The sequence below is a fragment of the Klebsiella sp. 7-CIP_Kleb. genome (assembly GCF_050378655.1).
Lineage (GTDB): Bacteria > Pseudomonadota > Gammaproteobacteria > Enterobacterales > Enterobacteriaceae > Klebsiella > Klebsiella quasipneumoniae.
The window spans coordinates 191,645-217,401 of the sequence record NZ_JBNRLJ010000002.1 but is presented as its reverse complement, the minus strand read 5'-3'; the positions used below and the strand labels follow the sequence as shown (position 1 = coordinate 217,401).

27 protein-coding genes are annotated in these 25,757 nt (G+C 58.8%); 22 read left to right on the top strand and 5 right to left on the bottom strand.

Annotation, left to right across the window (positions count from 1 at the left end):
• Position 1: 1 nt before the first annotated feature.
• The 13 genes from yceG (at position 2) to ACQUTI_RS08660 (ending at position 11,549) form a co-directional block, all read left to right on the top strand.
• Complete coding sequence (yceG, locus tag ACQUTI_RS08720; protein ID WP_057214306.1) at positions 2 to 1,024, top strand: cell division protein YceG; 1,023 nt, start codon at positions 2 to 4, stop codon at positions 1,022 to 1,024.
• The gene (gene tmk / locus ACQUTI_RS08715; protein ID WP_004204566.1) at positions 1,014 to 1,655 is read left to right on the top strand and encodes a dTMP kinase; all 642 of its coding nucleotides are present in this window, start codon (positions 1,014 to 1,016) and stop codon (positions 1,653 to 1,655) included. Before yceG ends, tmk begins: the two co-directional genes overlap by 11 nt.
• Positions 1,652 to 2,656 carry a DNA polymerase III subunit delta' gene (gene holB / locus ACQUTI_RS08710; RefSeq protein ID WP_060656436.1) on the top strand — a complete coding sequence of 335 codons (1,005 nt, stop codon included), beginning with the start codon at positions 1,652 to 1,654 and terminating at the stop codon, positions 2,654 to 2,656. The genes tmk and holB overlap by 4 nt, the downstream gene beginning before the upstream one ends.
• A 10-nt stretch (positions 2,657 to 2,666) precedes the next feature.
• Entirely contained in the window at positions 2,667 to 3,461 is a 795-nt protein-coding gene (locus ACQUTI_RS08705; protein ID WP_064150310.1) for a metal-dependent hydrolase, read from the top strand.
• Positions 3,462 to 3,757: 296 nt separating this feature from the next.
• Positions 3,758 to 5,191 (top strand): PTS glucose transporter subunit IIBC, encoded by a 1,434-nt coding sequence (gene ptsG / locus ACQUTI_RS08700; RefSeq protein WP_004204570.1) that lies wholly within the window; start codon positions 3,758 to 3,760, stop codon positions 5,189 to 5,191.
• Positions 5,192 to 5,452: 261 nt separating this feature from the next.
• Positions 5,453 to 5,809, top strand: a complete 357-nt coding sequence (gene hinT / locus ACQUTI_RS08695) for a purine nucleoside phosphoramidase (protein WP_004204571.1) — start codon at positions 5,453 to 5,455, stop codon at positions 5,807 to 5,809.
• Between the two features lie 4 nt (positions 5,810 to 5,813).
• The gene (locus tag ACQUTI_RS08690) at positions 5,814 to 6,188 is read left to right on the top strand and encodes a YcfL family protein (RefSeq protein WP_004204572.1); all 375 of its coding nucleotides are present in this window, start codon (positions 5,814 to 5,816) and stop codon (positions 6,186 to 6,188) included.
• Between the two features lie 21 nt (positions 6,189 to 6,209).
• Positions 6,210 to 6,848: a penicillin-binding protein activator LpoB gene (gene lpoB, locus ACQUTI_RS08685; protein WP_072096711.1), complete on the top strand. Its 639-nt coding sequence runs from the start codon at positions 6,210 to 6,212 to the stop codon at positions 6,846 to 6,848.
• On the top strand, positions 6,829 to 7,656 hold the full coding sequence (gene thiK / locus ACQUTI_RS08680) for a thiamine kinase (RefSeq protein ID WP_004204574.1): 828 nt from the start codon (positions 6,829 to 6,831) through the stop codon (positions 7,654 to 7,656). Before lpoB ends, thiK begins: the two co-directional genes overlap by 20 nt.
• 23 nt (positions 7,657 to 7,679) lie before the next feature.
• Positions 7,680 to 8,690, top strand: a complete 1,011-nt coding sequence (nagZ, locus tag ACQUTI_RS08675) for a beta-N-acetylhexosaminidase (protein ID WP_072140424.1) — start codon at positions 7,680 to 7,682, stop codon at positions 8,688 to 8,690.
• A 35-nt stretch (positions 8,691 to 8,725) separates the two neighbouring features.
• Complete coding sequence (gene ycfP, locus ACQUTI_RS08670) at positions 8,726 to 9,268, top strand: alpha/beta hydrolase YcfP (RefSeq protein ID WP_002900775.1); 543 nt, start codon at positions 8,726 to 8,728, stop codon at positions 9,266 to 9,268.
• Between the two features lie 243 nt (positions 9,269 to 9,511).
• Entirely contained in the window at positions 9,512 to 10,816 is a 1,305-nt protein-coding gene (locus ACQUTI_RS08665) for an NAD(P)/FAD-dependent oxidoreductase (RefSeq protein ID WP_008805997.1), read from the top strand.
• A 193-nt stretch (positions 10,817 to 11,009) separates the two neighbouring features.
• Positions 11,010 to 11,549, top strand: a complete 540-nt coding sequence (locus ACQUTI_RS08660) for a glycine zipper 2TM domain-containing protein (RefSeq protein WP_002900781.1) — start codon at positions 11,010 to 11,012, stop codon at positions 11,547 to 11,549.
• A 57-nt stretch (positions 11,550 to 11,606) separates the two neighbouring features.
• Here the strand turns inward: ACQUTI_RS08660 and ACQUTI_RS08655 are convergent, their stop codons facing one another.
• A complete protein-coding gene (locus tag ACQUTI_RS08655) occupies positions 11,607 to 13,796 on the bottom strand; it encodes a TonB-dependent siderophore receptor (RefSeq protein ID WP_048294478.1) in 2,190 nt (729 codons plus the stop codon).
• Positions 13,797 to 13,865: 69 nt separating this feature from the next.
• On the opposite strand from ACQUTI_RS08655, the gene ACQUTI_RS08650 reads away from it, so the two are divergent.
• Positions 13,866 to 13,988 carry a hypothetical protein gene (locus ACQUTI_RS08650; protein WP_004140642.1) on the top strand — a complete coding sequence of 41 codons (123 nt, stop codon included), beginning with the start codon at positions 13,866 to 13,868 and terminating at the stop codon, positions 13,986 to 13,988.
• A gap of 52 nt (positions 13,989 to 14,040) precedes the next feature.
• On the opposite strand, the gene ACQUTI_RS08645 is transcribed toward ACQUTI_RS08650, so the two are convergent.
• Positions 14,041 to 14,676: a TetR/AcrR family transcriptional regulator gene (locus ACQUTI_RS08645; RefSeq protein ID WP_004204579.1), complete on the bottom strand. Its 636-nt coding sequence runs from the start codon at positions 14,674 to 14,676 to the stop codon at positions 14,041 to 14,043.
• On the bottom strand, positions 14,673 to 14,792 hold the full coding sequence (locus ACQUTI_RS08640; RefSeq protein WP_048294479.1) for a hypothetical protein: 120 nt from the start codon (positions 14,790 to 14,792) through the stop codon (positions 14,673 to 14,675). Before ACQUTI_RS08640 ends, ACQUTI_RS08645 begins: the two co-directional genes overlap by 4 nt.
• A 133-nt stretch (positions 14,793 to 14,925) precedes the next feature.
• Between ACQUTI_RS08640 and bhsA the strand changes: the two genes are divergently transcribed.
• The gene (gene bhsA, locus ACQUTI_RS08635) at positions 14,926 to 15,183 is read left to right on the top strand and encodes a multiple stress resistance protein BhsA (RefSeq protein ID WP_002900788.1); all 258 of its coding nucleotides are present in this window, start codon (positions 14,926 to 14,928) and stop codon (positions 15,181 to 15,183) included.
• 128 nt (positions 15,184 to 15,311) lie between these two features.
• Here the strand turns inward: bhsA and ldtC are convergent, their stop codons facing one another.
• Together ldtC and mfd are read right to left on the bottom strand one after the other, a co-directional pair.
• Positions 15,312 to 16,265 carry a L,D-transpeptidase LdtC gene (ldtC, locus tag ACQUTI_RS08630; RefSeq protein ID WP_017898955.1) on the bottom strand — a complete coding sequence of 318 codons (954 nt, stop codon included), beginning with the start codon at positions 16,263 to 16,265 and terminating at the stop codon, positions 15,312 to 15,314.
• A gap of 164 nt (positions 16,266 to 16,429) precedes the next feature.
• Positions 16,430 to 19,876 (bottom strand): transcription-repair coupling factor, encoded by a 3,447-nt coding sequence (gene mfd / locus ACQUTI_RS08625; RefSeq protein ID WP_428923241.1) that lies wholly within the window; start codon positions 19,874 to 19,876, stop codon positions 16,430 to 16,432.
• A gap of 39 nt (positions 19,877 to 19,915) precedes the next feature.
• Here mfd and ACQUTI_RS08620 point away from each other — a divergent pair, with 39 nt between their 5' ends.
• From ACQUTI_RS08620 to ACQUTI_RS08590, 7 genes are all read left to right on the top strand, one after another.
• A complete protein-coding gene (locus ACQUTI_RS08620) occupies positions 19,916 to 20,047 on the top strand; it encodes a hypothetical protein (protein ID WP_004140630.1) in 132 nt (43 codons plus the stop codon).
• Between the two features lie 133 nt (positions 20,048 to 20,180).
• Entirely contained in the window at positions 20,181 to 21,380 is a 1,200-nt protein-coding gene (gene lolC / locus ACQUTI_RS08615) for a lipoprotein-releasing ABC transporter permease subunit LolC (RefSeq protein ID WP_004204582.1), read from the top strand.
• Positions 21,373 to 22,074, top strand: coding sequence for a lipoprotein-releasing ABC transporter ATP-binding protein LolD (gene lolD, locus ACQUTI_RS08610; RefSeq protein ID WP_004204584.1), 702 nt, complete (start codon positions 21,373 to 21,375; stop codon positions 22,072 to 22,074). The genes lolC and lolD overlap by 8 nt, the downstream gene beginning before the upstream one ends.
• The gene (lolE, locus tag ACQUTI_RS08605) at positions 22,074 to 23,318 is read left to right on the top strand and encodes a lipoprotein-releasing ABC transporter permease subunit LolE (RefSeq protein ID WP_008806005.1); all 1,245 of its coding nucleotides are present in this window, start codon (positions 22,074 to 22,076) and stop codon (positions 23,316 to 23,318) included. The genes lolD and lolE overlap by 1 nt, the downstream gene beginning before the upstream one ends.
• 48 nt (positions 23,319 to 23,366) lie before the next feature.
• Positions 23,367 to 24,278, top strand: coding sequence for an N-acetylglucosamine kinase (gene nagK, locus ACQUTI_RS08600; RefSeq protein ID WP_122543583.1), 912 nt, complete (start codon positions 23,367 to 23,369; stop codon positions 24,276 to 24,278).
• 14 nt (positions 24,279 to 24,292) lie between these two features.
• A complete protein-coding gene (cobB, locus tag ACQUTI_RS08595) occupies positions 24,293 to 25,123 on the top strand; it encodes a Sir2 family NAD+-dependent deacetylase (RefSeq protein WP_017898959.1) in 831 nt (276 codons plus the stop codon).
• A gap of 90 nt (positions 25,124 to 25,213) precedes the next feature.
• Entirely contained in the window at positions 25,214 to 25,558 is a 345-nt protein-coding gene (locus ACQUTI_RS08590) for a hypothetical protein (protein ID WP_064187942.1), read from the top strand.
• The last annotated feature ends 199 nt before the right edge of the window (positions 25,559 to 25,757 follow it).

Genomic DNA, 25,757 nt, shown 5'->3' with positions numbered 1-25,757 from the left:
TATGAAGAAAATGTTACGTTTTATCCTGTTGCTGGTGGTGCTGTTGGGCATCGCCGCGGCGGCAGGAATGTGGAAGGTACGCCAGCTGGCGGACAGCAAGCTGCTGATTAAAGAAGAGACCATCTTTACCCTCGAAGCCGGCACCGGCCGGCTGGCGCTGGGGCAGGATCTCTATCGCGAGAAGGTGATCAATCGCCCGCGCGTGTTCCAGTGGCTGCTGCGGATGGAGCCTGAGCTGTCTCACTTCAAGGCCGGGACCTATCGCCTCACGCCGCAAATGACGGTGCGCGAGATGCTGCAGCTGCTGGCCAGCGGCAAAGAGGCGCAGTTTCCGCTGCGCTTTGTCGAAGGCATGCGCGTCAGCGACTACCTTCGTCAGCTGCGCGATGCTCCCTACGTGAAGCACACGCTTGAAGACGATAGCTACGCGACGGTGGCTAAGGCGTTAGGTCTTGACCATGCCGACTGGGTGGAAGGCTGGTTCTGGCCGGATACCTGGATGTATACCGCCAATACTAGCGACATCGCCATCCTCAAGCGCGCGCATCAGAAAATGGTCACCGAAGTGGCGAAGGTTTGGGAAGGACGGATGGATAATCTGCCCTATGCCGATCAGAATCAGCTGTTGACCATGGCCTCGATTATTGAGAAAGAGACCGCGGTGGCGGAAGAGCGCGATCGCGTCGCGTCGGTATTTATCAACCGCCTGCGCATCGGCATGCGCTTACAGACCGACCCAACGGTGATCTACGGGATGGGCGAAGGGTATAATGGAAAGTTAACGCGTAAGGATCTGGAGACGCCGACCGCGTACAATACCTATACCATCAGCGGCCTGCCGCCAGGCCCTATCGCGGTGCCGGGCGAAGCGTCGCTGAAGGCGGCCGCCCATCCGGCGAAAACACCATACCTCTATTTTGTCGCCGACGGGAAAGGGGGCCATACGTTTACCACAAACCTGGTCAGCCATAACCGCGCGGTGCAGGACTATCTGAAAGTACTTAAGGAAAAAAATGCGCAGTAACTATATCGTCATCGAGGGGCTGGAGGGCGCCGGGAAGACCACCGCACGTCAACTGGTGGTGGAGACGCTGCAGTCGGCAGGTATTCACGATATGGTGTTTACCCGTGAGCCGGGGGGCACAATCCTTGCTGAAAAACTGCGTAGCCTGGTGCTGGATATCCAGTCCACGGGCGATGAAGTGATTAACGATAAAGCGGAAGTGCTGATGTTTTACGCGGCGCGCGTCCAACTGGTGGAGACGGTGATTAAGCCTGCTCTGGCTCGCGGCCAGTGGGTGATCGGCGATCGTCACGATCTCTCCACCCAGGCCTATCAGGGCGGCGGCAGGGGCATTGACCGCACGATGCTGGCGACGCTGCGCGACGCCGTTCTCGGCGATTTTCGTCCCGATTTGACGCTGTACCTCGACGTTACGCCGGAAGTGGGGCTGCAGCGCGCCCGCGCCCGCGGCGAACTGGATCGCATTGAGCAGGAGTCGATGAACTTCTTCAATCGTACCCGCGCGCGCTACCTTGAGCTGGCTGCGGCAGATCCTTCTATCCGCACGGTGGACGCGACGCAGCCGCTGGATGCCGTCGCACGCGATATTCGCGCCACGATCGCCCAGTGGATGGCGGAGCAACCGGCATGAAATGGTATCCGTGGCTGCGCCCCTCGTTCGAGCAACTGGTCGGTAGCTATCAGGCCGGACGTGGCCACCACGCCTTACTGTTACAGTCCCTGAGCGGGATGGGCGGCGAGGCGTTGATTTATGCGCTGTGCCGCTTCCTGATGTGCCGCCAGCCTGAAGGGCATAAAAGCTGCGGTCACTGCCACAGCTGCCAGCTGATGCAGGCCGGTACGCACCCCGATTACTATCCGCTGAGCCCTGAGAAAGGCAAGAGCGCGCTGGGTATTGACGCGGTGCGCGATGTCAACGACAAGCTCTATGAGCGCGCGCGTCTTGGTGGGGCGAAGGTGGTATGGATTAGCGATGCCGCCTTGCTGACCGATGCCGCCGCCAACGCGTTGCTGAAAACGCTGGAGGAGCCGCCGGAAAATACCTGGTTCTTCCTCGCTTGCGAGGAGCCGGCGCGTCTGCTGACCACCCTGCGCAGTCGCTGCCGCCTGCACCACCTGTCGCCGCCGACGGAATCTTATGCCCTGGCCTGGCTGGAGCGTGAGGTGAACCTGCCGCAGGAGGCGCTGCTGGCCGCGTTACGTCTGTGCGCCAGCGCGCCGGCCGCTGCGCTCGAGCTGCTTAAGGAGCCGCAGTGGACGGCGCGACAGCAGCTGTGTCAGGCGCTGGCGACCACACTGGCGAGCGGTGACTGGCTGGCGCTGCTGCCGATACTCAATCATGAACAGGCGGCGGTTCGCCTGCACTGGCTGGCATCGCTGCTGGTCGATGCGCAAAAACGACAGCAGGGAATTGCCCTGGTGAGTAACCCGGATGTCTGGCCGCTGCTGGAGCAGCTGGCGCACAGTCTGCCCGCCGCCCGGCTGCAGGCGATTGCCCATGACGTCTGTACCTGCCGCGAGCAATTGCTGAACGTCGTCGGCGTCAACCGCGAACTGCTGCTCACCGAGCGCCTGCTGCGCTGGGAACATTACCTGCAACCCGGGACGGTTTTACCCGTCTCCCACCTCTGAGTGAGACATTATGTTTTTAGTCGACTCCCACTGCCATCTTGATGGTCTGGATTATCAAACCCTGCACAAAAACGTCGATGACGTACTGGCAAAAGCGGCCGCACGCGATGTGAAATTTTGCCTGGCGGTCGCCACGACGCTGTCTGGCTACCGCAGTATGCGCGAGCTGGTAGGAAGGCGTGACAACGTCGTCTTCTCCTGCGGCGTGCACCCGTTAAATCAGGATGAGCCCTACGAGGTGGAGACGCTGCGCACGCTGGCGGCGGAAGAGGGCGTCGTCGCGATGGGAGAGACCGGACTGGACTATTTTTATACCCCGGAAACCAAAGTCCAGCAGCAAACTTCGTTCCGTGACCATATCCGCATCGGCCGGGAGCTGAACAAGCCCGTGATCGTGCATACCCGTGATGCTCGCGCCGATACCCTGGCCATTTTACGCGAAGAAAAGGTGACGGATTGCGGAGGCGTACTACACTGTTTCACTGAGGACAGGGAGACGGCGGGTAAGCTGCTCGACATGGGGTTCTATATCTCGTTTTCCGGTATCGTCACTTTCCGTAACGCCGAGCAGCTGCGCGATGCGGCGCGCTATGTTCCGCTGGATCGTCTGCTGGTGGAGACCGATTCGCCATACCTGGCGCCGGTACCCCATCGCGGCAAAGAGAACCAGCCGGCGCTGGTGCGTGACGTTGCTGAATACATGGCGGTACTGAAGGGTGTGTCGCTGGAGCAACTGGCTCAGCAGACCACCGACAATTTTGCCACGCTGTTCCACATTGACCCCGCCCGCTTGCAACCTGCTTGATCTGCTTATTATTTTAAGGCTCGTAATTAATAGCCAAAGCGAGTAAAGTTCACCGCCACAAAAGTGGCGGTGAAGGTTTTTTGGCAACATCTGGATACAACTTATGTAAGCTGATGTAAATTTTTACCGGAAGGCTGATTGAAACGTGATAGCCGTCAAACAATCATCCCGTTAATTATTTTACTCTGTGTAATAAATAAAGGGCGCTTAGATGTCCTGTCCACGGCGCGGTTCTCCCCCCGGGCCAATGCGTGAAAACGTAAAAAAGTACCAAATACTCAGGAGCACTCTCAATTATGTTTAAGAATGCATTTGCTAACCTGCAGAAGGTCGGTAAATCGCTGATGCTGCCGGTATCCGTACTGCCTATCGCAGGTATCCTGCTGGGCGTCGGTTCCGCAAACTTCAGCTGGCTGCCAGCCGTGGTCTCCCACGTTATGGCAGAAGCAGGCGGTTCAGTTTTCGCCAACATGCCGCTGATCTTCGCTATCGGTGTGGCCCTCGGCTTCACCAATAACGACGGTGTATCCGCACTGGCTGCAGTGGTAGCTTACGGCATCATGGTGAAAACCATGGCGGTGGTTGCGCCGCTGGTGCTGCATTTACCTGCTGACGAGATTGCGGCAAAACACCTGGCTGATACCGGCGTGCTTGGCGGTATTATCTCCGGTGCTATCGCCGCGTACATGTTCAACCGCTTCTATCGCATTAAGCTGCCAGAATATCTCGGCTTCTTTGCGGGCAAGCGCTTTGTACCGATTATCTCTGGTCTGGCCGCTATCTTCACCGGCGTGATCCTCTCCTTCATTTGGCCGCCGATCGGTTCCGCGATCCAGACCTTCTCCCAGTGGGCTGCTTATCAGAACCCGGTGGTGGCGTTTGGTATCTACGGTTTCATCGAGCGTTGCCTGGTGCCGTTTGGTCTGCACCACATCTGGAACGTTCCTTTCCAGATGCAGATCGGTGAATACACCAACGCGGCTGGTCAGGTATTCCACGGCGATATCCCGCGCTACATGGCAGGCGACCCGACCGCGGGCAAACTGTCTGGCGGCTTCCTGTTCAAAATGTACGGTCTGCCGGCAGCGGCTATCGCGATTTGGCACTCTGCTAAACCGGAAAACCGCGCCAAAGTGGGCGGTATCATGATCTCCGCCGCGCTGACCTCGTTCCTGACCGGTATCACCGAGCCGATCGAGTTCTCGTTCATGTTCGTGGCGCCGATCCTGTACGTTATCCATGCCATCCTGGCGGGTCTGGCGTTCCCGATCTGTATCCTGCTGGGTATGCGTGACGGTACTTCGTTCTCTCACGGCCTGATCGACTTTATCGTGCTGTCCGGTAACAGCAGCAAGCTGTGGCTGTTCCCGATCGTCGGTATCTGCTATGCGATCGTGTACTACGTCATTTTCCGCGTGCTGATTAAAGCCCTGGATCTGAAAACACCGGGTCGTGAAGATACCACCGAAGAGAGCAAAGCTGGCGCAACCAGCGAGATGGCCCCGGCTCTGATCGCCGCTTTCGGCGGTAAAGAGAACATCACCAACCTCGACGCATGTATTACTCGTCTGCGTGTTAGCGTGGCGGATGTAGCGAAAGTTGACCAGGCTGGCCTGAAAAAACTGGGCGCCGCTGGCGTGGTAGTGGCAGGTTCTGGCGTACAGGCCATCTTCGGTACCAAGTCCGATAACCTGAAAACTGAAATGGATGAGTACATCCGTAACAGTTAAGACGTAGTATCGGGGAGACTAAGGCAGCCAACTGGCTGCCTTTTTTACGTGACAAGATCGGCCTTCCAGAGGCGATAACCCTGCTAACTGTCCGCCAAATGCTTATTCCCTCAGCAGCTAAGTCTATAGTTGAATAAGAAAAAGAGCTTTCAGGTTGAAAGAGAGGGAGGATGTCGCTCATACTCTTACCGGAACCTGTGCGTCTGCGTTTATCTGCAGAAGCAGGCCAGCGTACGGGATAAAACTAATAAGGAATCAGTCATGGCAGAAGAAACGATTTTCAGCAAAATCATTCGCCGGGAGATCCCGTCGGATATTGTTTATCAGGATGAGCTTGTGACCGCTTTTCGCGACATCTCCCCGCAGGCGCCCACCCACATTCTGATTGTCCCGAACGTTCTGATTCCTACCGTAAATGACGTCACCACCGAACATGAGCTGGCCCTGGGCCGGATGATGACCGTCGCGGCGAAGATTGCCCGCGATGAAGGCCTCGCCGACGATGGCTACCGGTTGATCGTCAACTGCAACCGCCACGGCGGCCAAGAAGTTTACCATATCCATATGCATCTGCTGGGCGGTCGTCCGCTGGGTCCGATGCTGGCGCACAAAGGCTAACGCCATGCTAAGGACCCTTTTGGGCGCGTGTCTGGCGGCGGGGCTGCTGGCCGGATGTAGTTCACACCCGGAGATCCCGGTTTCTGACCAGCAGGCGCTGGTGATGGAGTCGAGCGTGCTGGCCGCCGGGATCAGCGCCAGCGAGCCTGTCGTCGTGGCGACGGAGATACAGGCTACCGCCTCCTCTACGCTGTATAACGAGCGCCAACAGCCGGTCACCGTGCATTATCGTTTTTTCTGGTATGACGCCCGAGGGCTGGAGATGCACCCCCTGGAGGCGCCGCGCACCATCGTGGTCCCGGCTCGCTCCTCGGTGACGTTGTATGGCAGCGCCAATATCCTGGGGGCGCATAAGGCCCGCCTTTATCTTTATCTGTAAGGGGTAATTATAATGATGAAAATGTGTCGCTATGCGTTAATCACAGCACTGGCGATATTCCTCGCAGGCTGTGCGGGGCTGCGTGAGCAGCCCGCGCCGGTAGAAGAGGCCAAACCGCAGCCGCAGCAGCCTGCGCAGCCACAGCCCACGGTGCCGACGGTACCGGCGGTGCCTTCCGTCCCTTCGCAGCCAGGACCGATTGAGCATCAGGATCAGCAGTCGGGTCAGCCGGCGCCGCGCGTGCGTCATTATGACTGGAACGGCGCGGTGCAGCCGATGGTGGGACAGATGCTGCAGGCGGGCGGGGTCAATGCCGGCAGTATTCTGCTGGTTGACAGCGTGAACAACCGCACCAACGGTTCGCTGAATGCCGGAGAAGCCACCACCGCGTTACGTAACGCGCTGGCGGGCAACGGCAAATTTACCCTTGTTTCACCGCAGCAGCTGGCGGTCGCCAAGCAGCAGCTGGGCCTGTCGCCGCAGGACAGCCTCGGCAGCCGCAGCAAAGCCATGGGCATCGCCCGCAACGTGGGCGCACAGTATGTGCTTTATTCCAATGCCACTGGCAACGTCAACGCGCCCGAGCTGAAGATGCAGTTGATGCTGGTGCAAACCGGCGAGATTATCTGGTCAGGTAAAGGTGCGGTTCAGCAACAATAAGCTAACGCGCGACGAGCTCTTGTCGCGCTTCTTTCCCCACTATCATCCTGTCGCCTCGCTGAGCCAGACCGGCCTCAGCGGCGGCAGTGTGATTATCAGCGATGGCGACCAGCGACGAGTGCTGCGTCAGCCGCACGACCCGTCTGCCGCTGCCTGTTATTTTCGCCGTCAGTATCGTGCGCTGCGCCGGCTGCCTGCCAGGCTGGCGCCCAATCCTCTGTTTTACTCGCCCTGCTGGATGGTGGTGGAGTATTGCGCGGGTGAGGTGAAAAGCGAGTTACCTGACTGCCCGCAACTGTCTGGCTTATTGTATGATTTGCATCAGCAACCGCGGTTCGGCTGGCGTGTTAGTCTCGGGCCGCTGCTGGCGCAGTACTGGCAGAGGAGCGATCCGGCCCGGCGCACGCCGCGCTGGCTACGTTGGCATCAGCGGCTGTGCCGCCGGGGAGAGCCTCGTCCTCTGCGGCTGGCGCCGCTGCATATGGATGTCCATGCCGGCAATATTATCCACAGTGACGCCGGTCTGAAGCTGATCGACTGGGAATATGCCGGCGATGGCGATATCGCGCTGGAGCTGGCCGCCGTGTGGATCGCCCCGGACGAGCGCCGCCAGCTGGTGGCGGCATATGCCCGACGGGCGGCTATCGACGCGCAGCAGCTATGGCGGCAGGTGGCGCGCTGGCGTCCGTGGGTACTGCTGCTCATGGCGGGCTGGTATGAAATGCGCTGGCGGCAGAGCGGGGATCGGCAATTTATCATGCTGGCAGATGAAACATGGTGTCAGTTAGACAACGAACGCAAAGGATAAGAGAGGTCAGTGTGGGCCCAGTGATGTTGGATGTTGAAGGGTATGAACTGGATGCGGAAGAGCGAGAGATTCTGGCGCATCCATTGGTGGGAGGGTTGATCCTCTTCACCCGAAATTATCACGATCCGGCGCAGCTGCGGGAGCTGGTGCGCCAGATCCGCGAAGCCTCCCGTAACCATCTGGTGGTGGCGGTCGATCAGGAAGGGGGACGCGTTCAGCGTTTCCGCGAAGGCTTTACCCGTTTACCGGCGGCCCAGTCTTTCGCTGCGCTGCTGGGGATGGAAGAGGGGGGCAAACTGGCCGCCGAGGCTGGCTGGCTGATGGCCAGCGAAATGATCGCCATGGACATCGATATCAGCTTTGCGCCGGTGCTGGACGTCGGTCACATCAGCGCCGCAATCGGCGAACGTTCTTATCATGAAGATCCGCAGAAAGCGTTGACGATGGCGCGTCACGTCATTGACGGCATGCACGCCGCGGGCATGAAAACCACCGGCAAACACTTCCCGGGACACGGGGCGGTGACTGCCGATTCGCACAAAGAAACCCCGTTCGATCCGCGTCCGGCATCGGTTATCCGCGACCACGATATGGCGGTATTCAAAAGCCTTATCGCCGAGCAGCGTCTGGATGCCATTATGCCGGCGCATGTGATTTACCCGGAGCTCGACCCGCGTCCGGCGAGCGGTTCGGCCTATTGGCTGAAAACGGTGCTGCGCGGCGAGCTGGGCTTCGATGGGGTGATTTTCTCCGACGATCTGTCGATGGAAGGGGCGGCGATCATGGGCAGCTATGCCGAACGCGGCCAGGCATCGCTCGACGCCGGTTGCGATATGATACTCGTCTGCAATAATCGTAAGGGCGCGGTTAGTGTGCTGGATAACCTGTCGCCGATCAAAGCAGAGCGTGTTACGAAATTGTATCATAAAGGTTCCTTTTCCCGTCAGGAGTTAAGGGATTCAGCCCGTTGGAAAACGGTGAGTGCCCAGCTGGAGCAGCTTCATGCGCGCTGGCAAGAGGCGAAGTCCGCGTAACGCTCTGCGGGGCGTTGTTGTCTGGTGAGGATGCGATGATTATCTATTTACACGGTTTTGACTCGAACAGCCCCGGTAACCACGAGAAGGTGATGCAGTTGCAGTTTATTGACCCTGACGTGCGGTTGATAAGCTACAGCACGCGCCATCCCAAGCACGACATGCAGCATCTGCTGAAAGAGGTTGATAAAATGCTGCAGCTTACCGCCGATGACCGGCCGCTGATCTGCGGCGTTGGACTCGGCGGTTACTGGGCGGAGCGGATTGGTTTCCTGTGCGATATCCGTCAGGCGGTGTTCAATCCGAACCTGTTTCCGCATGAGAATATGGAAGGCAAAATCGACCGACCGGAAGAGTATGCTGACATCGCCACCAAATGCGTGACCAACTTCCGCGAAAAGAACCGCGATCGCTGTCTGGTGGTGCTTTCCCGACAGGACGAAGCGTTGGACAGCCAGCGTTCCGCCGACCTTCTGCACCACTATTATGAAATTATCTGGGATGAAGAGCAGACCCATAAGTTTAAAAACATTTCGCCGCACCTGCAGCGGCTGAAAGCGTTTAAAACCCTCGGTTAAGCCTTTCCCCTGTCTCCAAACCCGCGCCGGGTTCGCCGCGCGGGTTTTTTCATGTCTACACTTATTGGTTTCGCTGAAAAAATACGCGACAAAACTTGATGCACATCAATTTTGGTATGACCAATGCACCGTTCATGGTATTCTCGACAGTGCTGAATGGTTTCATTGACGTAACTTGTTGTTAAATAAAGGCTATTTTAATAACTTTTATTTAACAATTGGTTAATAATTTTAGGGGTACACATGACTACGCCATTGAAAAAAATCGTAATTGTGGGTGGCGGCGCAGGCGGACTGGAACTGGCAACTCAGCTGGGGAAAAAGTTAGGGCGCCATAAGAAAGCGAAAATCACCCTGGTGGACCGTAACCACAGCCATCTGTGGAAGCCGCTGCTGCACGAAGTGGCCACCGGTTCTCTGGATGAAGGTGTCGATGCGCTGAGCTATCTGGCCCATGCCCGCAACCACGGCTTCCAGTTCCAGCTGGGGTCGGTGGTCGATATCAATCGCGAAGGGAAGACCATCACCCTCGGCGAGCTGCGCAATGAAAAAGGCGAGCTGCTGGTGGCTGAGCGTAAACTGCCGTACGACACGCTGGTGATGGCGCTGGGCAGTACCTCGAATGACTTCAACACCCCTGGCGTTAAAGAGAATTGCATTTTCCTCGACAACCCGCACCAGGCGCGTCGTTTCCATCAGGAAATGCTCAACCTGTTCCTTAAATACTCCGCGAACCTCGGCGCTAACGGTAAAGTAAACATTGCCATCGTCGGCGGCGGCGCCACCGGCGTGGAACTCTCCGCTGAGTTGCATAATGCCGTGAAACAGCTGCACAGCTACGGCTACAAAGGGCTGACCAACGAAGCGCTGAACGTCACGCTGGTCGAAGCGGGCGAACGCATTCTGCCGGCGCTGCCGCCGCGCATTTCCGGGGCGGCGCATAATGAGCTGACCAAGCTGGGTGTACGGGTGCTGACGCAGACCATGGTCACCAGCGCCGATGCGGGCGGCCTGCACACCAAAGATGGCGAATATATTGAAGCGGATCTGATGGTCTGGGCGGCCGGGATCAAAGCGCCAGATTTCATGAAAGAGATCGGCGGCCTGGAAACCAACCGTATCAATCAGCTGGTGGTTGAGCCGACGTTGCAGACCACCCGCGACGCGGATATTTTCGCCATTGGCGATTGCGCCTCCTGCGCCCGTCCGGAAGGCGGCTTTGTACCACCGCGTGCCCAGGCGGCGCACCAGATGGCCACCTGCGCGCTGAATAACATCCTCGCGCAGATGAAAGGTAAACCGTTGAAGGCGTATACCTATAAAGACCATGGCTCACTGGTGTCGCTATCCAACTACTCCACCGTCGGCAGCCTGATGGGCAACCTGATGCGCGGCTCGATGATGGTGGAAGGGCGCATTGCGCGCTTTGTGTACATCTCCCTGTACCGTATGCACCAGATCGCCCTGCACGGCTATTTCAAAACCGGCCTGATGATGCTGGTTGGGCGCATCAACCGCATCATTCGCCCGCGCCTCAAGCTGCATTAATCGCTGTTGCGACCCGGAGCGCGCCCTGGCGGCGCCTCCGGGCTCTTCTGCTGAACCGGCGGCGATCCCGCTCGGAATCCTCTGAATCCCTTTGATTTGCAGCGAATTCTCGCACTTTTCATCCGCTATCTGATTTGCGCCTTCCCGGGTCCGGTTGCAAAATTGTATCAACAGCAACAAAGGAGGATCTCCCGTGAATAAATCTATGTTGGCGGGTATAGGGATAGGCGTGGCTGCCGCGCTGGGCGTTGCAGCTGTCGCTGGTCTCAACGTGTTAGATCGCGGCCCGCAGTATGCGCAAGTGGTCTCCAGTACACCGATTAAAGAAACCGTGAAAACCCCGCGCCAGGAATGCCGCAATGTCACCGTGACCCATCGTCGTCCGGTACAGGATGAAAACCGCATCGCCGGTTCCGTGCTGGGCGCGGTGGCGGGCGGGGTGATTGGCCACCAGTTCGGCGGCGGTCACGGACGCAGCGTGGCGACGGTGGTGGGCGCGCTGGGCGGCGGCTATGCCGGTAACCAGATCCAGGGCGCGATGCAGGACAACGACACCTACACCACCACGCAACAGCGCTGCAAAACGGTGTATGACAAATCCGACAAAATGCTGGGTTACGATGTGACCTATAAGATAGGCGATCAGCAGGGGAAAATCCGGATGGATCACGATCCTGGCAGCCAGATCCCGCTGGACAACAACGGCCAGCTGGTCCTGAACAACAAAATCTAAAAACAGATTTGTGTATTGATTAGCCCCTCAATCGCTCAGGCTGAGGGGCTTTTTTTATCAGAAGGTTAACGCGTAATTCAGACCGAAGGTGCGGCCGCGGCCCTTGTATTCATACAGCGACGAGCTGCCGTAGGTTGGGCTGTAGAGCAGCGGCGCGCGCTGGCCCCAGATGGTGATATAGTCTTCGTTAAGCAGGTTTTCGATACTGAAGGTCAGTTTTCCCACCGGCAGCGCGTAACTGCCGATAAAATCGACGGTGTTATAGCCTTCCAGCTTGTTGCCGGCGGCGTCGCTGAGGTCAAACACCTGCTGGCTCTGCACGCGCAGGCTCCACGGATCCGGCGCCCAGCCCACCCAGGCGGTGGCTTTGGACGGCGAGGCGAGGGTGACGTCCCACTTCTGCCAGCGGCCATCGGTCTGCACCTGTGATTTCAGCACGTTGAAGTTGCCGCCGACGCTCCAGTCGCTGTCCGGAATAAAGTAATCGACCGCACCCTCAACGCCGTAAATACGCCGTTTGTCGGACTGAACATCGATGGTCATATCGGTACGGTTGACGACGATGGTCTTATCCGAAGTCGAGTAATACGCCGCCAGCTGAGTGCGCAGGTTATCGCCGGTATAGCGCCAGCCCAGCTCATACGAGTTAACCTTGATCCCCTGCAGCGGCGAGTCATCGACGTTGACGCTGGAGAGCAGCGGCAGATGACCATTGACCGCCGCGCCGTATTTCCCGATGCCATAGTATTTACCCGGATCCGGCAGCTCAACGCCCTGCGAGAAGTTAAACCAGGTCTGCTGACGCTCGGTCAGATGGGCCACGATCCCGGCGTTAAACAGGAAGTTGTCATAATCGGTTTTGCCGCCTTTGATGGCGTCGGCGGAGCGCGCTTTGCCGTTCGCGATATCCTGTTGCTGGGCGTAGCCGACAAAGTCGTCAACCCGGTTTTCGGTCCACTGGTAGCGAACCCCGCCGCTGAGGGTAAAGATATCGTTCAGATCATAGCTCGACTGCAGGAACGGCGCGACGTTGGAGATACTGTATCCCGGATAGCGACCGGTGGTGTAGATCGATTCGTTGTGCAGCCCGCCGGACGCCAGCGATTGTTGCAGATCGAAGAACATCTGGTTGGCATTGAAGGTCTCATGATCGGCGTCGAGACCCCAGGTGAGATCCCATCCCGCCAGCGGCTGGCTGTTGAGAGTCAGCTTTGCCCCGTACTGATCGGTATCCTGCTGCGACGAGGAGAAGCTGCTGACCTGACCTTTGCTGAGCGTCGGGAATGGATAGAAGGTGAGGGACTCATCGCGATAGTACACCTGGCTCACCAGATTCTGGCCGAGGAAATCGGCATCGGAGTACTGGAGGCTGATCAGATGGCGCTCGGTGCCGGGGATACGATCGGAATTGAGCCCATCGGTGGTGTACGCTTTGCCGCCGCTGGTGACCGCGGACATATTTTTCCCGAGCCACAGGCCATAGTCATCATCGCCCTGGCTTTTATAGTACTGGGTGACCAGCTGCAGCTGGCGGTTGTCGTCGATCTCGATCGTCCCCGTCCCCATGACGTCCAGACGATCAGAGTGCTGGAGCCCCGTTTGGGTGTTATCGAGGATCAGCGCATCGTTATTGCCGTCGTACCAACCGCCGAAACGCTGATAGGCTACCGATAAACGCCCGGACGCGTGGTCTGTCCCGCCGCTGACCGCCGCCGCGACACGCTCATCATGATCGTTGCTGTTTGCAAACCCGCTCTTGCTGCCCACCTCAAGATCGACCTGGCGATCCTGCTGCCCTTTTTTGGTGACGATGTTGATAAGTCCGCCGGTACTGCCGCCGCCGTACAGCGAGGTTGCCCCGGAGATCACTTCGACATGCTCGATGTTGAACGGGTCGATGGCGTCGAGCTGGCGGCTGTCGGTGCGGGAAGAGTTGAGCCGGACGCCGTCAATCAGCACGACGATGGCGCGCCCGCGCATGTTCATCCCATAGTTGGTGCGCCCCTGGCTGCTGACGTCGATGCCCGGGATCAGCTGCGCCAGCACGTCTTTGAACTCTTTTCCGCCCTGGACCTGCTGCTCAATCTCCTGGCCCTCAATGACCCAGGTGGTTTGGGCCATTTCGGCAACGGTGCGATGGGTGCGGTTCGCGCTAACGATAATGCTGTCTTCTTCAGACTGAGCCGCCAGCGCAGGCAGCGCGCTGGCCAGCAGCAGAGGGTGGAGCACCCAGAGGCGCTTTTTCATATCCATTCCTTTTATGAGCAAGTTGTTTTGTCGTTGTTATGGGCCGGCGTCGGGCCGGTATTCGTTACAATGCGAAACATCTGGAAAAACTCAAAAAAGGATTTTGCACATAATGAATATCGCAATCAATATCATTTGCGTTTATCTTGCGCGAGAAAAGGTAATAAAAATCAATCTATTTTGTGGGGATAAAGCGAAACGGCGGGCGGTTCCGGCGGTTGAACACCGCCGGAAGCGGGGCGCATCAGGACTCGAGGACCAGCGGCCAGAGACGGAGGGTGGTGTCAGTGATTTGCATCAGTTTGTCAAAATCGGCGCCTTCCCGTGCGCTGATGGACATCCCCTGCAGGACACAGTTGAGAAACTGCGCCAGCTGCCCCACGTCGCGGCCCGCGGGCAGTTCGCCCTGCGCTTGCCGTTGCTGCAGAAACTGGGTTAGCGCCTGCTCCTGCATCGCATGGCGGGATTTGATGGTATTGGCGATATCCGTCGAGGAGGCGGCCAGCGCGGCGGAGGTATTAATGATAAAGCAGCCGGCCGGTGTCTCTTTGCTGGTAAAACAGGTGGCGACCGCGGTGAAGTAGTCGCGCAACGCCCGATCGACGGATTTTCCCTCAGCAAACAGCACGGCTTCGTGCTTCGCGGCAAAGCGCGAAATGTAACGGTCCAATACTGCGCGGAACAGTCCTTCTTTATTCACAAATTCCGCATACAGGGTGGGGGCTTTTGCTCCTGTCGCCTCGACCAGATCGGCGAGCGAGGTCGCCTCATAGCCGTGCTGCCAGAAGAGTGTCATGGCTTTGTCCAGCGCCGCATCCCTGTCGAACACCTTCGGTCGGCCACGGCTTTTTTTGGCGCAACTCTGAACGTCAGTTGTCATGATGCCGTTGTACCTATGTTGGTTTGGTGAATCGTCATTATAAAAATAAACGATCGCCGGGGCCAGCGCTGTTGGTTCAAAAATAAATAATTCATATGCGTATGAAAATTAAGCATTTTATAAATAGTTAAACGATCGTTATAAAAATGCGTTGACGTGTGACTTAGATCACATTAATATTTACCTATCGATCGTTAAGTTAATGCTTACGACCCTACTATAAAATTCATCTGCATAGGTATAATAATCATGAAAACCGTTAATACTCTGGCTATTGCCGCCGTTCTTAGCTCCCTCTCTTTCGCCAGCTTTGCCGCTGTTGAGGTGCAGTCCACCCCAGCCGGCCAGCATAAAGTGGGTACTATCTCAGCTTCCGCAGGGACTAACCTGGGTTCGCTGGAAGACCAGCTGGCGCAGAAAGCGGATGAGATGGGCGCCACCTCATACCGTATTACTTCGGTAACCGGTCCGAATACCCTTCACGGTACCGCGGTTATCTACAAGTAAACCCGATGCGTCGCTGCCCGGCCCCCTTCACCGGTCAGCGATGAGTAAAACCCTGTTGTACCCCTGTTTGACCCTTGCCAACAAAAAACCCGCCTTCAGGCGGGTTTTTTGTTTTCTGCGGTGTGAGGTTACAGCGACTGCGGGCCGGGGTCCGCATGACGGGTGACGTCAATGGGCATGCCCGAGCGGTAATTCATCGCGCGCTCCATCACTGTTCCGTCGGTCTGCGGCGCCTGTTTGAACGCCTTCATGGCCGCGTTAAGCGTAATAGGCAGGGTCTGCGGGTCGTCATCGATATGCTCAGACAGCGGCTGATGGACCTCAACCAGACGGCGACCGTCCGGCTCTACCGACGCCTTGATCGGCGTGTTGATAATATTCACCTTCGTGCCCGGCGAGATGGCGTTGTACAGCGCCTTGATATCGTTGTCGCGCAGACGAATACAGCCGGAGCTGACGCGCATACCTATGCCGAAATCGGCATTGGTGCCGTGCAGGAGATAGACTCCGCCATAGGCGGCGAGGCGGATGGCGTGATGTCCCATCGGGTTGTCAGGACCGGCAGGCACCACCGCCGGCAGCTCAATCCCCATCGCTTTGTAGCGCGCGCGAATGTTGGCGGTTGGCGTCCAGGTCGGATTGGCCCGCTTGTCGGACACGGTGGTAACCATTGTCGGTGTGATGGTGGTTCCGCCCAGCTGGCCGATGCCGATCGGGTAGACGGTCACTTCATTCTTGCCCGGCGGGTAATAGTAGAGGCGCAGTTCGGCAAGGTTAATCACCAGCCCTTCGCGCGGCGCATCGGGCAGCAGCGTCTGCAGGGGGATGGTCAGCACGCTGCCGGCGCGCGGAACGTAGGGGTCCACCCCGGGATTGGCCTGCAGCAGGGCCAGGAAGCCGACATTGTACTTTTTGGCAATCGCCTCCAGCGAACCGCCGTTATCCTGCACCACATGGAACTGATTCTGCCCCACCAGTCGGCTGCCCGGCGGGGGAAGGGGCCAGGTGTTAGCGCGCGCGGGCAGCGCCAGCGCAGCAACCAGCGCGACCAGCGCCAGCATCAAGGGGAAACGGATTCTCATTACCATAACTCCAAAATATATAAGTGGTTATTTTTATATGAAAAAGGAGATGAGATTATGGCGTGAGTCTGTGTGGGGAAATCCAGGCGGATTGCAAAATGTTTGTAAAGATTGCCAGATATGTGGAAAGGGGGATACGGCGTAACGGCCATATCCCCCCGCGATCAGGCGACGGCGTTCTCTTCCAGCTGGCGCATGAACTGGCGAACCCAGTCCATCCGCGTCTTACGCTCCTCGAGATCCTGCATGAACTTCAGGCGCGTCGGCCCGTCCAGGCGGAAGTGCTGCGGCTGCTTCTGCAGCAGGCCAATTAACCACACCGGATTGACGTTGTTTTTCTCGTTAAATTCGATCACGCCGCCTTTTTCGTTACTTTCCAGTTTACGGATCCCCAGCTTCTGCGCCTGCTGACGCAGACGGGCGATATCCAGCAGGTTGCGGGCGGCGTCGGGCAGGCGGCCAAAGCGATCGATCAGCTCGACTTTGATCTCCTCCAGATCCTGTTCGTTTTTGGCGCTGGCAATGCGCTTATAGAACGACAGGCGGGTATTGACGTCGGGGATGAAATCGTCAGGCAGCAGGGAAGGCATGCGCAGTTCGACTTCCGTCTGCTGGCTGGTGAGATCCTCCAGCGACGGCTCGCGCCCGGCTTTCAGCGCATCCACCGCATTCTCCAGCAACTCCATATACAGGGAGAAGCCGATGGTCTCCATCTGACCGCTCTGATCTTCGCCCAGCAGTTCCCCGGCGCCGCGGATCTCCAGATCGTGGGTGGCTAGCGCAAAGCCGGCGCCGAGATCTTCCAGCGAGGCAATGGCTTCGAGGCGCTTTTGCGCATCGGTGGTCATCGCCTTTGGATGCGGCGTCAGCAGCCAGGCATAGGCCTGGTGATGGGAGCGGCCAACGCGGCCGCGCAGCTGGTGCAGCTGTGCGAGGCCAAAATGGTCGGCGCGTTCGATGATGATGGTGTTGGCGGTGGGAATGTCGATCCCGGTTTCGATGATGGTGGTGCACACCAGCACATTGAAGCGCTGGTGATGGAAGTCATTCATCACCCGCTCTAGCTCACGCTCCCGCATCTGACCGTGGCCGATGGCGATCCGCGCCTCAGGCACCAGCTCCGCCAGTTTGTCGGCGGCTTTCTGGATGTTCTCGACGTCATTAAACAGGTAGTAAACCTGGCCGCCGCGCAGCGTTTCACGCAGGATCGCCTCGCGCACCACCAGCGCATCGTATTCGCGAACGAAGGTCTTTACCGCCAGGCGGCGCGCCGGCGGCGTGGCGATGATCGACAGATCCCGCATCCCGCTCATCGCCATGTTCAGCGTTCGCGGGATCGGCGTTGCGGTGAGGGTCAGGATATCGACATCGGCGCGCATCGCTTTGATACGCTCTTTATGCCGCACGCCAAACCGGTGCTCTTCGTCGACGATCAGCAGCCCCAGATCGCGGAGCTTCACCTCGCTCTGCAGCAGCTTGTGGGTGCCGATCAAGATATCGATTTTGCCTTCCGCGGCCTGCTCGAGGATCTGCGCCTGCTCCTTAGCGCTGCGGAAACGGGAGAGCATTTCGATGCGTACCGGCCAGTTGGCGAAACGATCGCGGAAGTTGTCATAGTGCTGCTGAGCCAGCAGGGTGGTCGGCACCAGTACCGCCACCTGTTTGTGGTTCTCCACGGCGAGGAAGGCGGCGCGCATGGCCACTTCGGTCTTGCCGAAGCCCACATCGCCACACACCAGGCGGTCCATGGCCAGCGGCTGGCACATATCGCTGAGGACGGCGTTGATCGCCTGCGCCTGATCCGGCGTGGTTTCAAACGGGAAACCGTCGCAGAACAGCTGATACTGTTCGCGGTCGTGTTTAAAGGCAAACCCGGCTTTCGCTGCGCGCTGGGCGTAGATATCCAGCAATTCGGCCGCGACGTCGCGTACCTTCTCGGCCGCTTTTTGCCGCGCCCGGGTCCAGGCATCGCCGCCCAGCTTGTGCAGGGGCGCGTTCTCTTCCGCTCCGCCGGCGTAGCGGCTAATAAGATGCAGGGAGGAGACCGGAACGTATAATTTGGCATCGTTGGCGTACGTCAGCATCAGGTATTCGCCGGTGGTGCCGCCCGCCTCCAGGGTAGTCATGCCTGCGTAGCGGCCCACGCCGTGTTCCAGGTGAACGACCGGCTGGCCGATATGCAGTTCGGCAAGGTTGCGAATGAGTGTGTCAGGGTTAATGGTGCGACGGGAATCCTGACGACGGCGCGCTACGCGCTCGCCGAGCAGGTCGCTCTCGCAAATCAGCGCCAGGCCGCGCTGGCTGTCGATAAACCCGTGTTCGGCGGCGCCAATCATCAGATAGCGGCCGTTGCCGGTGGCTTCCTCCAGACGCAGCACGTGTTTTGGCGCAACTTTAATCCGCGCCAGCATTTCGCTCAGCGCTTCACGGCGACCCTCGCTTTCCACCGAGAAGATAACCGGGCCGGTAAACGCTTCGAGGAAGCGGCGCAGATTATCCAGCGGCGCTTTGTTTTGTGCCTGGACGGCGATGTCCGGCAGCGTCTGGTAGCCCAGATTGGTATTTGCCGCTTTGTCCGCCAGGCGCTCGGTTTTCAGCTGTACGCGCGGCCACTTTTTCAGTTCGCTAAACAGCTCATCGCTGCGCAGCCACAGCAGTTCCGGCGGCAGGAGCGGGCGCATCGGATCGACGCCGCGGTTTTCAAAACGGGCGCGGGCTTCATTCTGGAAACGCTCCGCGCTGGTCTCGAGATCGCCGGTGTTGACGATCAGCGTGCTGGACGGGAAATAGCTGAATAACGGCGGCAGCGGCTCGCTGAAGAACAGCGGCTGCCAGTATTCGATACCGGCAGGCAGCGTCCCTTTACTGACCTGCTGATAGATATGCTCGGCATCGCGTTTCACTTCAAAGCGGTCGCGCCACTGGCTGCGGAACAGCTCGATGGCGGTCTGATCGGTGGGGAATTCGTGCGCCGGGAGCAGGTTAATGGCCGCCACTTCCTCCAGCGTGCGCTGGCTGTCGACGTCGAACAGGCGCAGGCTGTCGATTTCATCGTCAAAGAAATCGAGGCGGTAGGGCTGGTCGCTGCCCATCGGGAACAGATCGAGCAGCGCGCCGCGGGTAGCATATTCGCCATGCTCCATCACCTGATCGACATGGCGGTAGCCGGCCCCCTCAAGCTGATCGCGCAGCGCATCGCGCGACAGGCGCTGACCCTTTTTCATCACCAGCGCGTGGCCGTGAAGGAAGCTGTGCGGACAGACGCGCTGCATCAGCGTGCTGACCGGGACGATCAGCACGCCGCGCTGCATGGTGGGTAACTGGTAAAGGGTGGCAAGACGGGAGGAGATGATGTCCTGATGCGGTGAGAAGCTGTCATAAGGGAGCGTCTCCCAGTCCGCCAGCCCCATCACCATGCTGTCGGTGAACTGCCTGATCTCGTCGTTCAGACGCAGCGCGTTTTGCATGTCAGGCGCCACCAGCACCACCGGGCCCTTGTGGCGTTCGGCCATCTCCGCCACCAGGGTGGCGCAGGCTGCGCCGGTCAACTCGCCAAGCTGGCGCTGGTCACCGGCTTTCACCGGCAATGAGTATCGATATTGTTCAGGCATAGACGGTTTCATGGTCTCTTAGGGATTCGCTCTGCCGATATGGAGGGCAACTCGCTGATATTCAATAGTGAGATTATCCGCGATTGGTCTGGATTCGCCAACCCGAATTGCCATCGCGTGTTGGGTGAAGAAAGGTCAGCGCTGTCGATAAGCGTAAAGATAAATAAGTAAGTACTTATCTATCCGTTTGTATTTGCTTGGGTTTTAGGATTTTTGCTAATAAAGTCGTCAGGTATCAGTCATTTACGCTGCCCCTAATCGCTTATATACTCGGGAATCGGCTATCAGCAACCAGATGGATGACATGTATCAACCTGCCGCACTCTTTATCGGCCTGCGCTATATGCGTGGGCGAGCAGCCGACCGCTTCGGTCGCTTCGTCTCCTGGCTTTCCACCATCGGTATTACCCTCGGCGTCATGGCGCTGGTGACGGTCCTGTCGGTGATGAACGGCTTTGAACGCGAGCTGCAAAACAACATCCTGGGGCTGATGCCCCAGGCCATACTTAGCGCCAAACAGGGTTCGGTGAATCCCCAACAGCTGCCGGAGCGCGAGGCGAAACTCCAGGGCGTAACCCGGGTGGCGCCGATCACCACCGGCGACGTGGTGCTGCAGAGCGCGCGCAGCGTGGCGGTCGGGGTCATGCTGGGCATCGACCCTGCGCAGAACGATCCCCTGACCCCGTACCTGGTGAACGTCAAACAGAGCGATCTGCAGGCGGGTAAATATAACGTTATTCTCGGCGAGCAGCTGGCGGGTCAGCTGGGGGTTAATCGCGGCGATAAAATTCGCCTGATGGTTCCTTCCGCCAGCCAGTTTACGCCGATGGGCCGCGTGCCGAGCCAGCGCCTGTTTACGGTCATCGGCACCTTCGCTGCCAACAGCGAAGTCGATGGTTATCAGATGCTGACCAACATCGACGACGCTTCCCGTTTGATGCGCTATCCGCTGGGGAATATCACCGGCTGGCGCCTGTGGCTGGATAAACCGCTGCAAGTGGATACCCTCAGCCAGCAGACGCTGCCGCCGGGCACCCAGTGGCAGGACTGGCGCGAGCGCAAGGGTGAACTGTTCCAGGCGGTGCGCATGGAGAAAAATATGATGGGCCTGCTGCTCAGCCTGATCGTCGCCGTCGCGGCCTTCAACATTATTACCTCGCTGGGGATGATGGTGATGGAGAAGCAGGGCGAAGTGGCGATCCTACAGACCCAGGGGCTGACGCCGCGGCAGATTATGGCCGTCTTCATGGTGCAGGGCGCCAGCGCAGGGATCGTCGGCGCGCTGCTGGGAGCGGTGCTTGGTGCGCTGCTGGCCAGCCAGTTGAATAATTTAATGCCGATCATCGGCGCCTTCCTTGACGGCGCGGCGCTGCCGGTGGCGATTGAGCCGCTGCAGGTCGTCGTTATCGCCCTGGTGGCGATGGCGCTGGCATTGTTGTCTACGTTGTACCCTTCCTGGCGCGCTGCCGCCACTCAACCCGCTGAGGCTTTACGTTATGAATAAGATCCTGCTGCAATGCGACAACCTGTGCAAACGCTATCAGGAAGGCAATGTGCAAACCGATGTCCTGCACAATGTCAGCTTCAGCATTGATGAAGGCGAGATGATGGCCATCGTCGGTACCTCCGGCTCCGGCAAAAGTACCCTGCTGCATCTGCTGGGCGGCCTCGATACCCCCACCTCTGGCGACGTGATTTTCTCCGGCCAGCCGATGAGCAAGCTCTCCACCGCCGCGCGCGCCGACCTGCGTAACCGCGAGCTGGGCTTTATCTATCAGTTCCACCATCTGCTGCCGGACTTTAGCGCACTGGAAAACGTGGCGATGCCGCTGCTGATTGGCAAAAAGAAGCCGGCGGACATTGAACGTCAGGCGAAAGCGATGCTGCAGGCGGTCGGGCTTGAACACCGCAGCCATCACCGTCCGTCGGAACTCTCCGGTGGCGAACGCCAGCGGGTGGCGATTGCCCGCGCGCTGGTGAACAAACCGCGACTGGTATTGGCGGATGAGCCGACCGGTAACCTCGACGCTCGCAACGCCGACAGCATCTTCCAGCTGCTGGGCGAACTGAACCTCGCGCAGCGCACCGCGTTTCTGGTGGTGACCCACGACCTGCAGCTGGCGAAGCGGATGAGCCGCCAGCTGGAGATGCGCGATGGCCGCCTGACCGCCGACCTGACCCTGATGGGGGCCGAGTAATGGCCTCTCCGTTATCGTTACTGATTGCATTGCGTTTCAGCCGCGGCCGGCGGCGCGGCGGCATGGTGTCGCTGATCTCGGTGATCTCCACCATCGGTATTGCGCTGGGGGTGGCAGTGCTGATCGTCGGTCTCAGCGCGATGAACGGCTTTGAGCGCGAGCTGAATAACCGCGTGTTGGCGGTGGTGCCGCACGGTGAAATCGAACCCGTGAACCAGCCGTGGAATAACTGGCAGGAGGCGCTGGCTAAGGTGCAGAAAGTGAAGGGGATAGTCGCCGCGGCGCCCTATATTAACTTCACCGGCCTGGTGGAAAGCGGCAGCAATATGCGCGCCATCCAGGTGAAAGGGGTCGACCCGCAGCAGGAAACCCGGCTCAGCGCGCTGCCCACCTTTGTGCAGAATAACGCGTGGGCCGGCTTCAAGGCCGGTGAACAGCAGGTGATTCTGGGTAAAGGCGTCGCTGATGCGCTGCACGTGAAGCAGGGAGACTGGGTGTCGATCATGATCCCTAACGCCGACGCCGACCATCAGCTGCTGCAGCCGAAACGCGTCAGGCTGCATGTGACAGGTATTTTGCAGCTGAGCGGCCAGCTCGATCATAGTTTTGCCATGATCCCGATGCAGGATGCGCAGCAGTACCTGGAGATGGGCGGCAGCGTGACCGGTATCGCCATCAAGGTCACGGACGTTTTCCATGCTAACAAGCTGGTGCGCGACGCCGGCGAGGTGACCAACAGCTACGTCTATATCAAGAGCTGGATCGGCACCTACGGCTATATGTATCGCGATATCCAGATGATCCGCGCCATTATGTACCTGGCAATGGTGCTGGTGATCGGCGTGGCTTGCTTTAACATCGTCTCGACGCTGGTGATGGCGGTCAAAGACAAGAGCGGCGATATTGCGGTGCTGCGCACGCTTGGCGCAAAAGACGGCTTAATTCGCGCGATTTTCGTGTGGTATGGTTTATTAGCCGGATCGGTAGGCAGCCTGTTTGGGGTGGTGATCGGCGTGATCTGCGCGTTGAACCTGACGTCAATCATCAACGGCATCGAATACCTGATTGGACATAAATTCCTCTCCGGCGACATCTATTTTATTGACTTCCTGCCGTCAGAACTGCACTGGCTGGACGTCTTTTATGTGCTGGTGACAGCACTGTTGCTGAGTTTGCTGGCCAGCTGGTATCCCGCCCGCCGCGCCAGCCGTATCGACCCGGCGAGGGTGCTGAGTGGCCAGTAATTTATCGTCATCGTCGGCCTGGCTGACGACACAAGAGGAATTGCTGAAATGTACTATGGATTTGACATTGGCGGCAGCAAGATAGCGCTGGGCGTATTTAATCAGGAGCGGCGGCTGCAGTGGGAAAAACGCGTCGCCACGCCGAAAAGCAGTTATGAGGATTTTCTCCAGGCGGTAGAGGCGCTGGTCCGCGAGGCCGATGAGCGCTTCGACCAGCAGGGGTCGGTTGGGATCGGTATCCCGGGGATGCCGGAAACGGCGGACGGCACGCTGTATGCCGCTAACGTGCCTGCCGCCAGCGGCCGGCCGCTGCGCGCCGACCTCAGCGCGCGGCTGGGGCGCGATGTGCGCCTCGATAATGACGCCAACTGCTTCGCGCTGTCGGAAGCGTGGGACGATGAGTTTACGCAATACCCGCTGGTGATGGGGCTGATCCTCGGCACCGGCGTGGGCGGCGGCCTGGTGTTGAACGGTAAATCGATTACCGGACATAGCTATATCACCGGCGAGTTTGGTCATATTCGTCTGCCGGTGGATGCCCTGGAGGTGGTCGGGCGTGATTTTCCGCTGCTTCGCTGCGGCTGCGGCCAGCTGGGCTGCATTGAAAATTATCTCTCCGGCCGCGGTTTTGCCTGGCTGTATGAACATTTTTATCAGCAACCGCTCACCTCGCCGGAGATTGTGGCGCAGTGGCAGCAGTACGATCCGCGCGCCCAGGCGCACGTAGAGCGCTATCTCGATCTGCTGGCGGTGTGTCTGGGGAATATACTGACCATTGTCGACCCGGATTTGCTGGTGCTCGGCGGTGGATTATCTAACTTTACGGCCATTAGCGAAGGGCTGGCGCAGCGATTACCGCGCCATCTTCTGCCGGTCGCCAGGGTACCGCGCATTGAGCGCGCGCGCCACGGCGATGCCGGGGGAATGCGCGGTGCGGCCTTCCTTCATCTGACTCATTAATCACAGAGGTAGCTATGCAGTCGCGCCGTTTACATCGATTGAGCCGTTTTCGTCGCAATAAACGTCAGTTGCGTGACCGTCTGCGTCAGCGGATTTTCTTTAGGGAGGACAGGATGAAGCCTGAAGCGATGGCCAAACCGAGAGTGGTGGTGTTAACCGGCGCGGGGATATCGGCGGAGTCGGGGATCAAAACTTTCCGCGCGGCCGATGGCCTGTGGGAAGAGCATCGGGTGGAAGATGTGGCGACGCCGGAAGGCTTCGCCCGCGACCCGGCGCTGGTGCAGGCGTTCTACAACGCCCGCCGTCGTCAGCTGCAGAGTCCGGAGATCGCGCCGAACGCGGCGCATCTGGCGCTGGCGCGTCTGGAGGATCTGCTGGGCGACCATTTTCTGCTGGTCACCCAGAATATCGATAATCTGCACGAACGCGCCGGCAACCGCCGGGTGATCCATATGCACGGCGAGCTGCTGAAGGTGCGCTGTTCGTGGAGTGGCCAGGTACTGGAGTGGACCGGCGACGTCACCGCAGAGGACAAGTGCCACTGCTGCCAGTTCCCGGCGGCGCTGCGTCCCCACGTGGTCTGGTTTGGCGAAATGCCGCTGGGGATGGACGAGATCTACAGCGCGCTGGCCGAAGCGGATATCTTTATCGCCATCGGCACCTCCGGCCACGTTTATCCGGCGGCCGGCTTTGTGCACGAGGCGCGGCTGCACGGCGCCCACACCGTTGAACTGAACCTGGAGCCCAGCCAGGTGGGCAGCGAGTTTGCCGAAAAGCACTACGGACTGGCGAGCGAAGTGGTGCCCGCCTTTATCGATAAGCTGCTGCAGGAAAACGCGCTGTAAACTGAAGCAGCCTGCCGGGGACGAGGGCGACGCCCGCCGCCTCCGGCAGCGCTGCTGACAAGGATGATACGTCATGACAGGAGTCAGACCATGCATAATCCGCTGGTTATCGAAGCGATCATGTTGTTCGCGGCCATTCTCGTTGGCGTCTGGAGCCAGCGTGCTTTACCGCTACACGCCGACAGCCGACCGATCCTCTTCCTGCTGTGTCTGTTCGTCGGCACCGGCAGCGCATTGTGCCTGCTGCTGGATGGTTTAGCCCTGTTGCTAACCGGCCAGATAGCGACCGGCGGTGTGCGAATATACGGCCCGTTGCTGCTGCTGGTGGCGCTGTGGAAACCCCTCAACGGGGTTGTCGGCATCATGGAGGGTGTTTTGCAGCGGCGAGCCGCAAAAGGGAAGGGTAAAGGTCAGCGCGACGGCGGACGACGCTGATCCGCTTCCCCCTGAGACGCGCATAACTTTCTCCTGGCTACCGTCAGCCCCCGGCGGTCGCTCTGACGATATGGCCCGGACCGGCGCCGGGCAATGATCTCCATCCTGTCATTCTCGGCTTCTCCTTTCTGAGCGATTTCCTACTCTATTTTGTGCGTGACCGCTGATTTCTGTACGTTTTTTTGTGCATACCGGCAAA

Excerpts from the sequence above, each read along its gene's own strand:
- lolD (WP_004204584.1), top strand. The coding sequence starts at position 21,373 with ATGAATAAGATCCTGCTGCAATGCGACAACCTGTGCAAACGCTATCAG.
- yceG (WP_057214306.1), top strand. The coding sequence starts at position 2 with ATGAAGAAAATGTTACGTTTTATCCTGTTGCTGGTGGTGCTGTTGGGC.
- hinT (WP_004204571.1), top strand. The coding sequence starts at position 5,453 with ATGGCAGAAGAAACGATTTTCAGCAAAATCATTCGCCGGGAGATCCCG.
- ACQUTI_RS08665 (WP_008805997.1), top strand. The coding sequence starts at position 9,512 with ATGACTACGCCATTGAAAAAAATCGTAATTGTGGGTGGCGGCGCAGGC.
- ptsG (WP_004204570.1), top strand. The coding sequence starts at position 3,758 with ATGTTTAAGAATGCATTTGCTAACCTGCAGAAGGTCGGTAAATCGCTG.
- nagZ (WP_072140424.1), top strand. The coding sequence starts at position 7,680 with ATGTTGGATGTTGAAGGGTATGAACTGGATGCGGAAGAGCGAGAGATT.
- holB (WP_060656436.1), top strand. The coding sequence starts at position 1,652 with ATGAAATGGTATCCGTGGCTGCGCCCCTCGTTCGAGCAACTGGTCGGT.
- cobB (WP_017898959.1), top strand. The coding sequence starts at position 24,293 with ATGCAGTCGCGCCGTTTACATCGATTGAGCCGTTTTCGTCGCAATAAA.
- ACQUTI_RS08655 (WP_048294478.1), bottom strand. The coding sequence starts at position 13,796 with ATGAAAAAGCGCCTCTGGGTGCTCCACCCTCTGCTGCTGGCCAGCGCG.
- ACQUTI_RS08705 (WP_064150310.1), top strand. The coding sequence starts at position 2,667 with ATGTTTTTAGTCGACTCCCACTGCCATCTTGATGGTCTGGATTATCAA.
- ACQUTI_RS08620 (WP_004140630.1), top strand. The coding sequence starts at position 19,916 with ATGGAGGGCAACTCGCTGATATTCAATAGTGAGATTATCCGCGATTGG.
- ACQUTI_RS08640 (WP_048294479.1), bottom strand. The coding sequence starts at position 14,792 with ATGCTTAATTTTCATACGCATATGAATTATTTATTTTTGAACCAACAG.
- bhsA (WP_002900788.1), top strand. The coding sequence starts at position 14,926 with ATGAAAACCGTTAATACTCTGGCTATTGCCGCCGTTCTTAGCTCCCTC.
- ycfP (WP_002900775.1), top strand. The coding sequence starts at position 8,726 with ATGATTATCTATTTACACGGTTTTGACTCGAACAGCCCCGGTAACCAC.
- ACQUTI_RS08645 (WP_004204579.1), bottom strand. The coding sequence starts at position 14,676 with ATGACAACTGACGTTCAGAGTTGCGCCAAAAAAAGCCGTGGCCGACCG.
- tmk (WP_004204566.1), top strand. The coding sequence starts at position 1,014 with ATGCGCAGTAACTATATCGTCATCGAGGGGCTGGAGGGCGCCGGGAAG.
- lolC (WP_004204582.1), top strand. The coding sequence starts at position 20,181 with ATGTATCAACCTGCCGCACTCTTTATCGGCCTGCGCTATATGCGTGGG.
- ACQUTI_RS08590 (WP_064187942.1), top strand. The coding sequence starts at position 25,214 with ATGCATAATCCGCTGGTTATCGAAGCGATCATGTTGTTCGCGGCCATT.
- ldtC (WP_017898955.1), bottom strand. The coding sequence starts at position 16,265 with ATGAGAATCCGTTTCCCCTTGATGCTGGCGCTGGTCGCGCTGGTTGCT.
- nagK (WP_122543583.1), top strand. The coding sequence starts at position 23,367 with ATGTACTATGGATTTGACATTGGCGGCAGCAAGATAGCGCTGGGCGTA.
- ACQUTI_RS08690 (WP_004204572.1), top strand. The coding sequence starts at position 5,814 with ATGCTAAGGACCCTTTTGGGCGCGTGTCTGGCGGCGGGGCTGCTGGCC.
- mfd (WP_428923241.1), bottom strand. The coding sequence starts at position 19,876 with ATGCCTGAACAATATCGATACTCATTGCCGGTGAAAGCCGGTGACCAG.
- lpoB (WP_072096711.1), top strand. The coding sequence starts at position 6,210 with ATGTGTCGCTATGCGTTAATCACAGCACTGGCGATATTCCTCGCAGGC.
- lolE (WP_008806005.1), top strand. The coding sequence starts at position 22,074 with ATGGCCTCTCCGTTATCGTTACTGATTGCATTGCGTTTCAGCCGCGGC.
- ACQUTI_RS08650 (WP_004140642.1), top strand. The coding sequence starts at position 13,866 with ATGCGAAACATCTGGAAAAACTCAAAAAAGGATTTTGCACATAATGAA.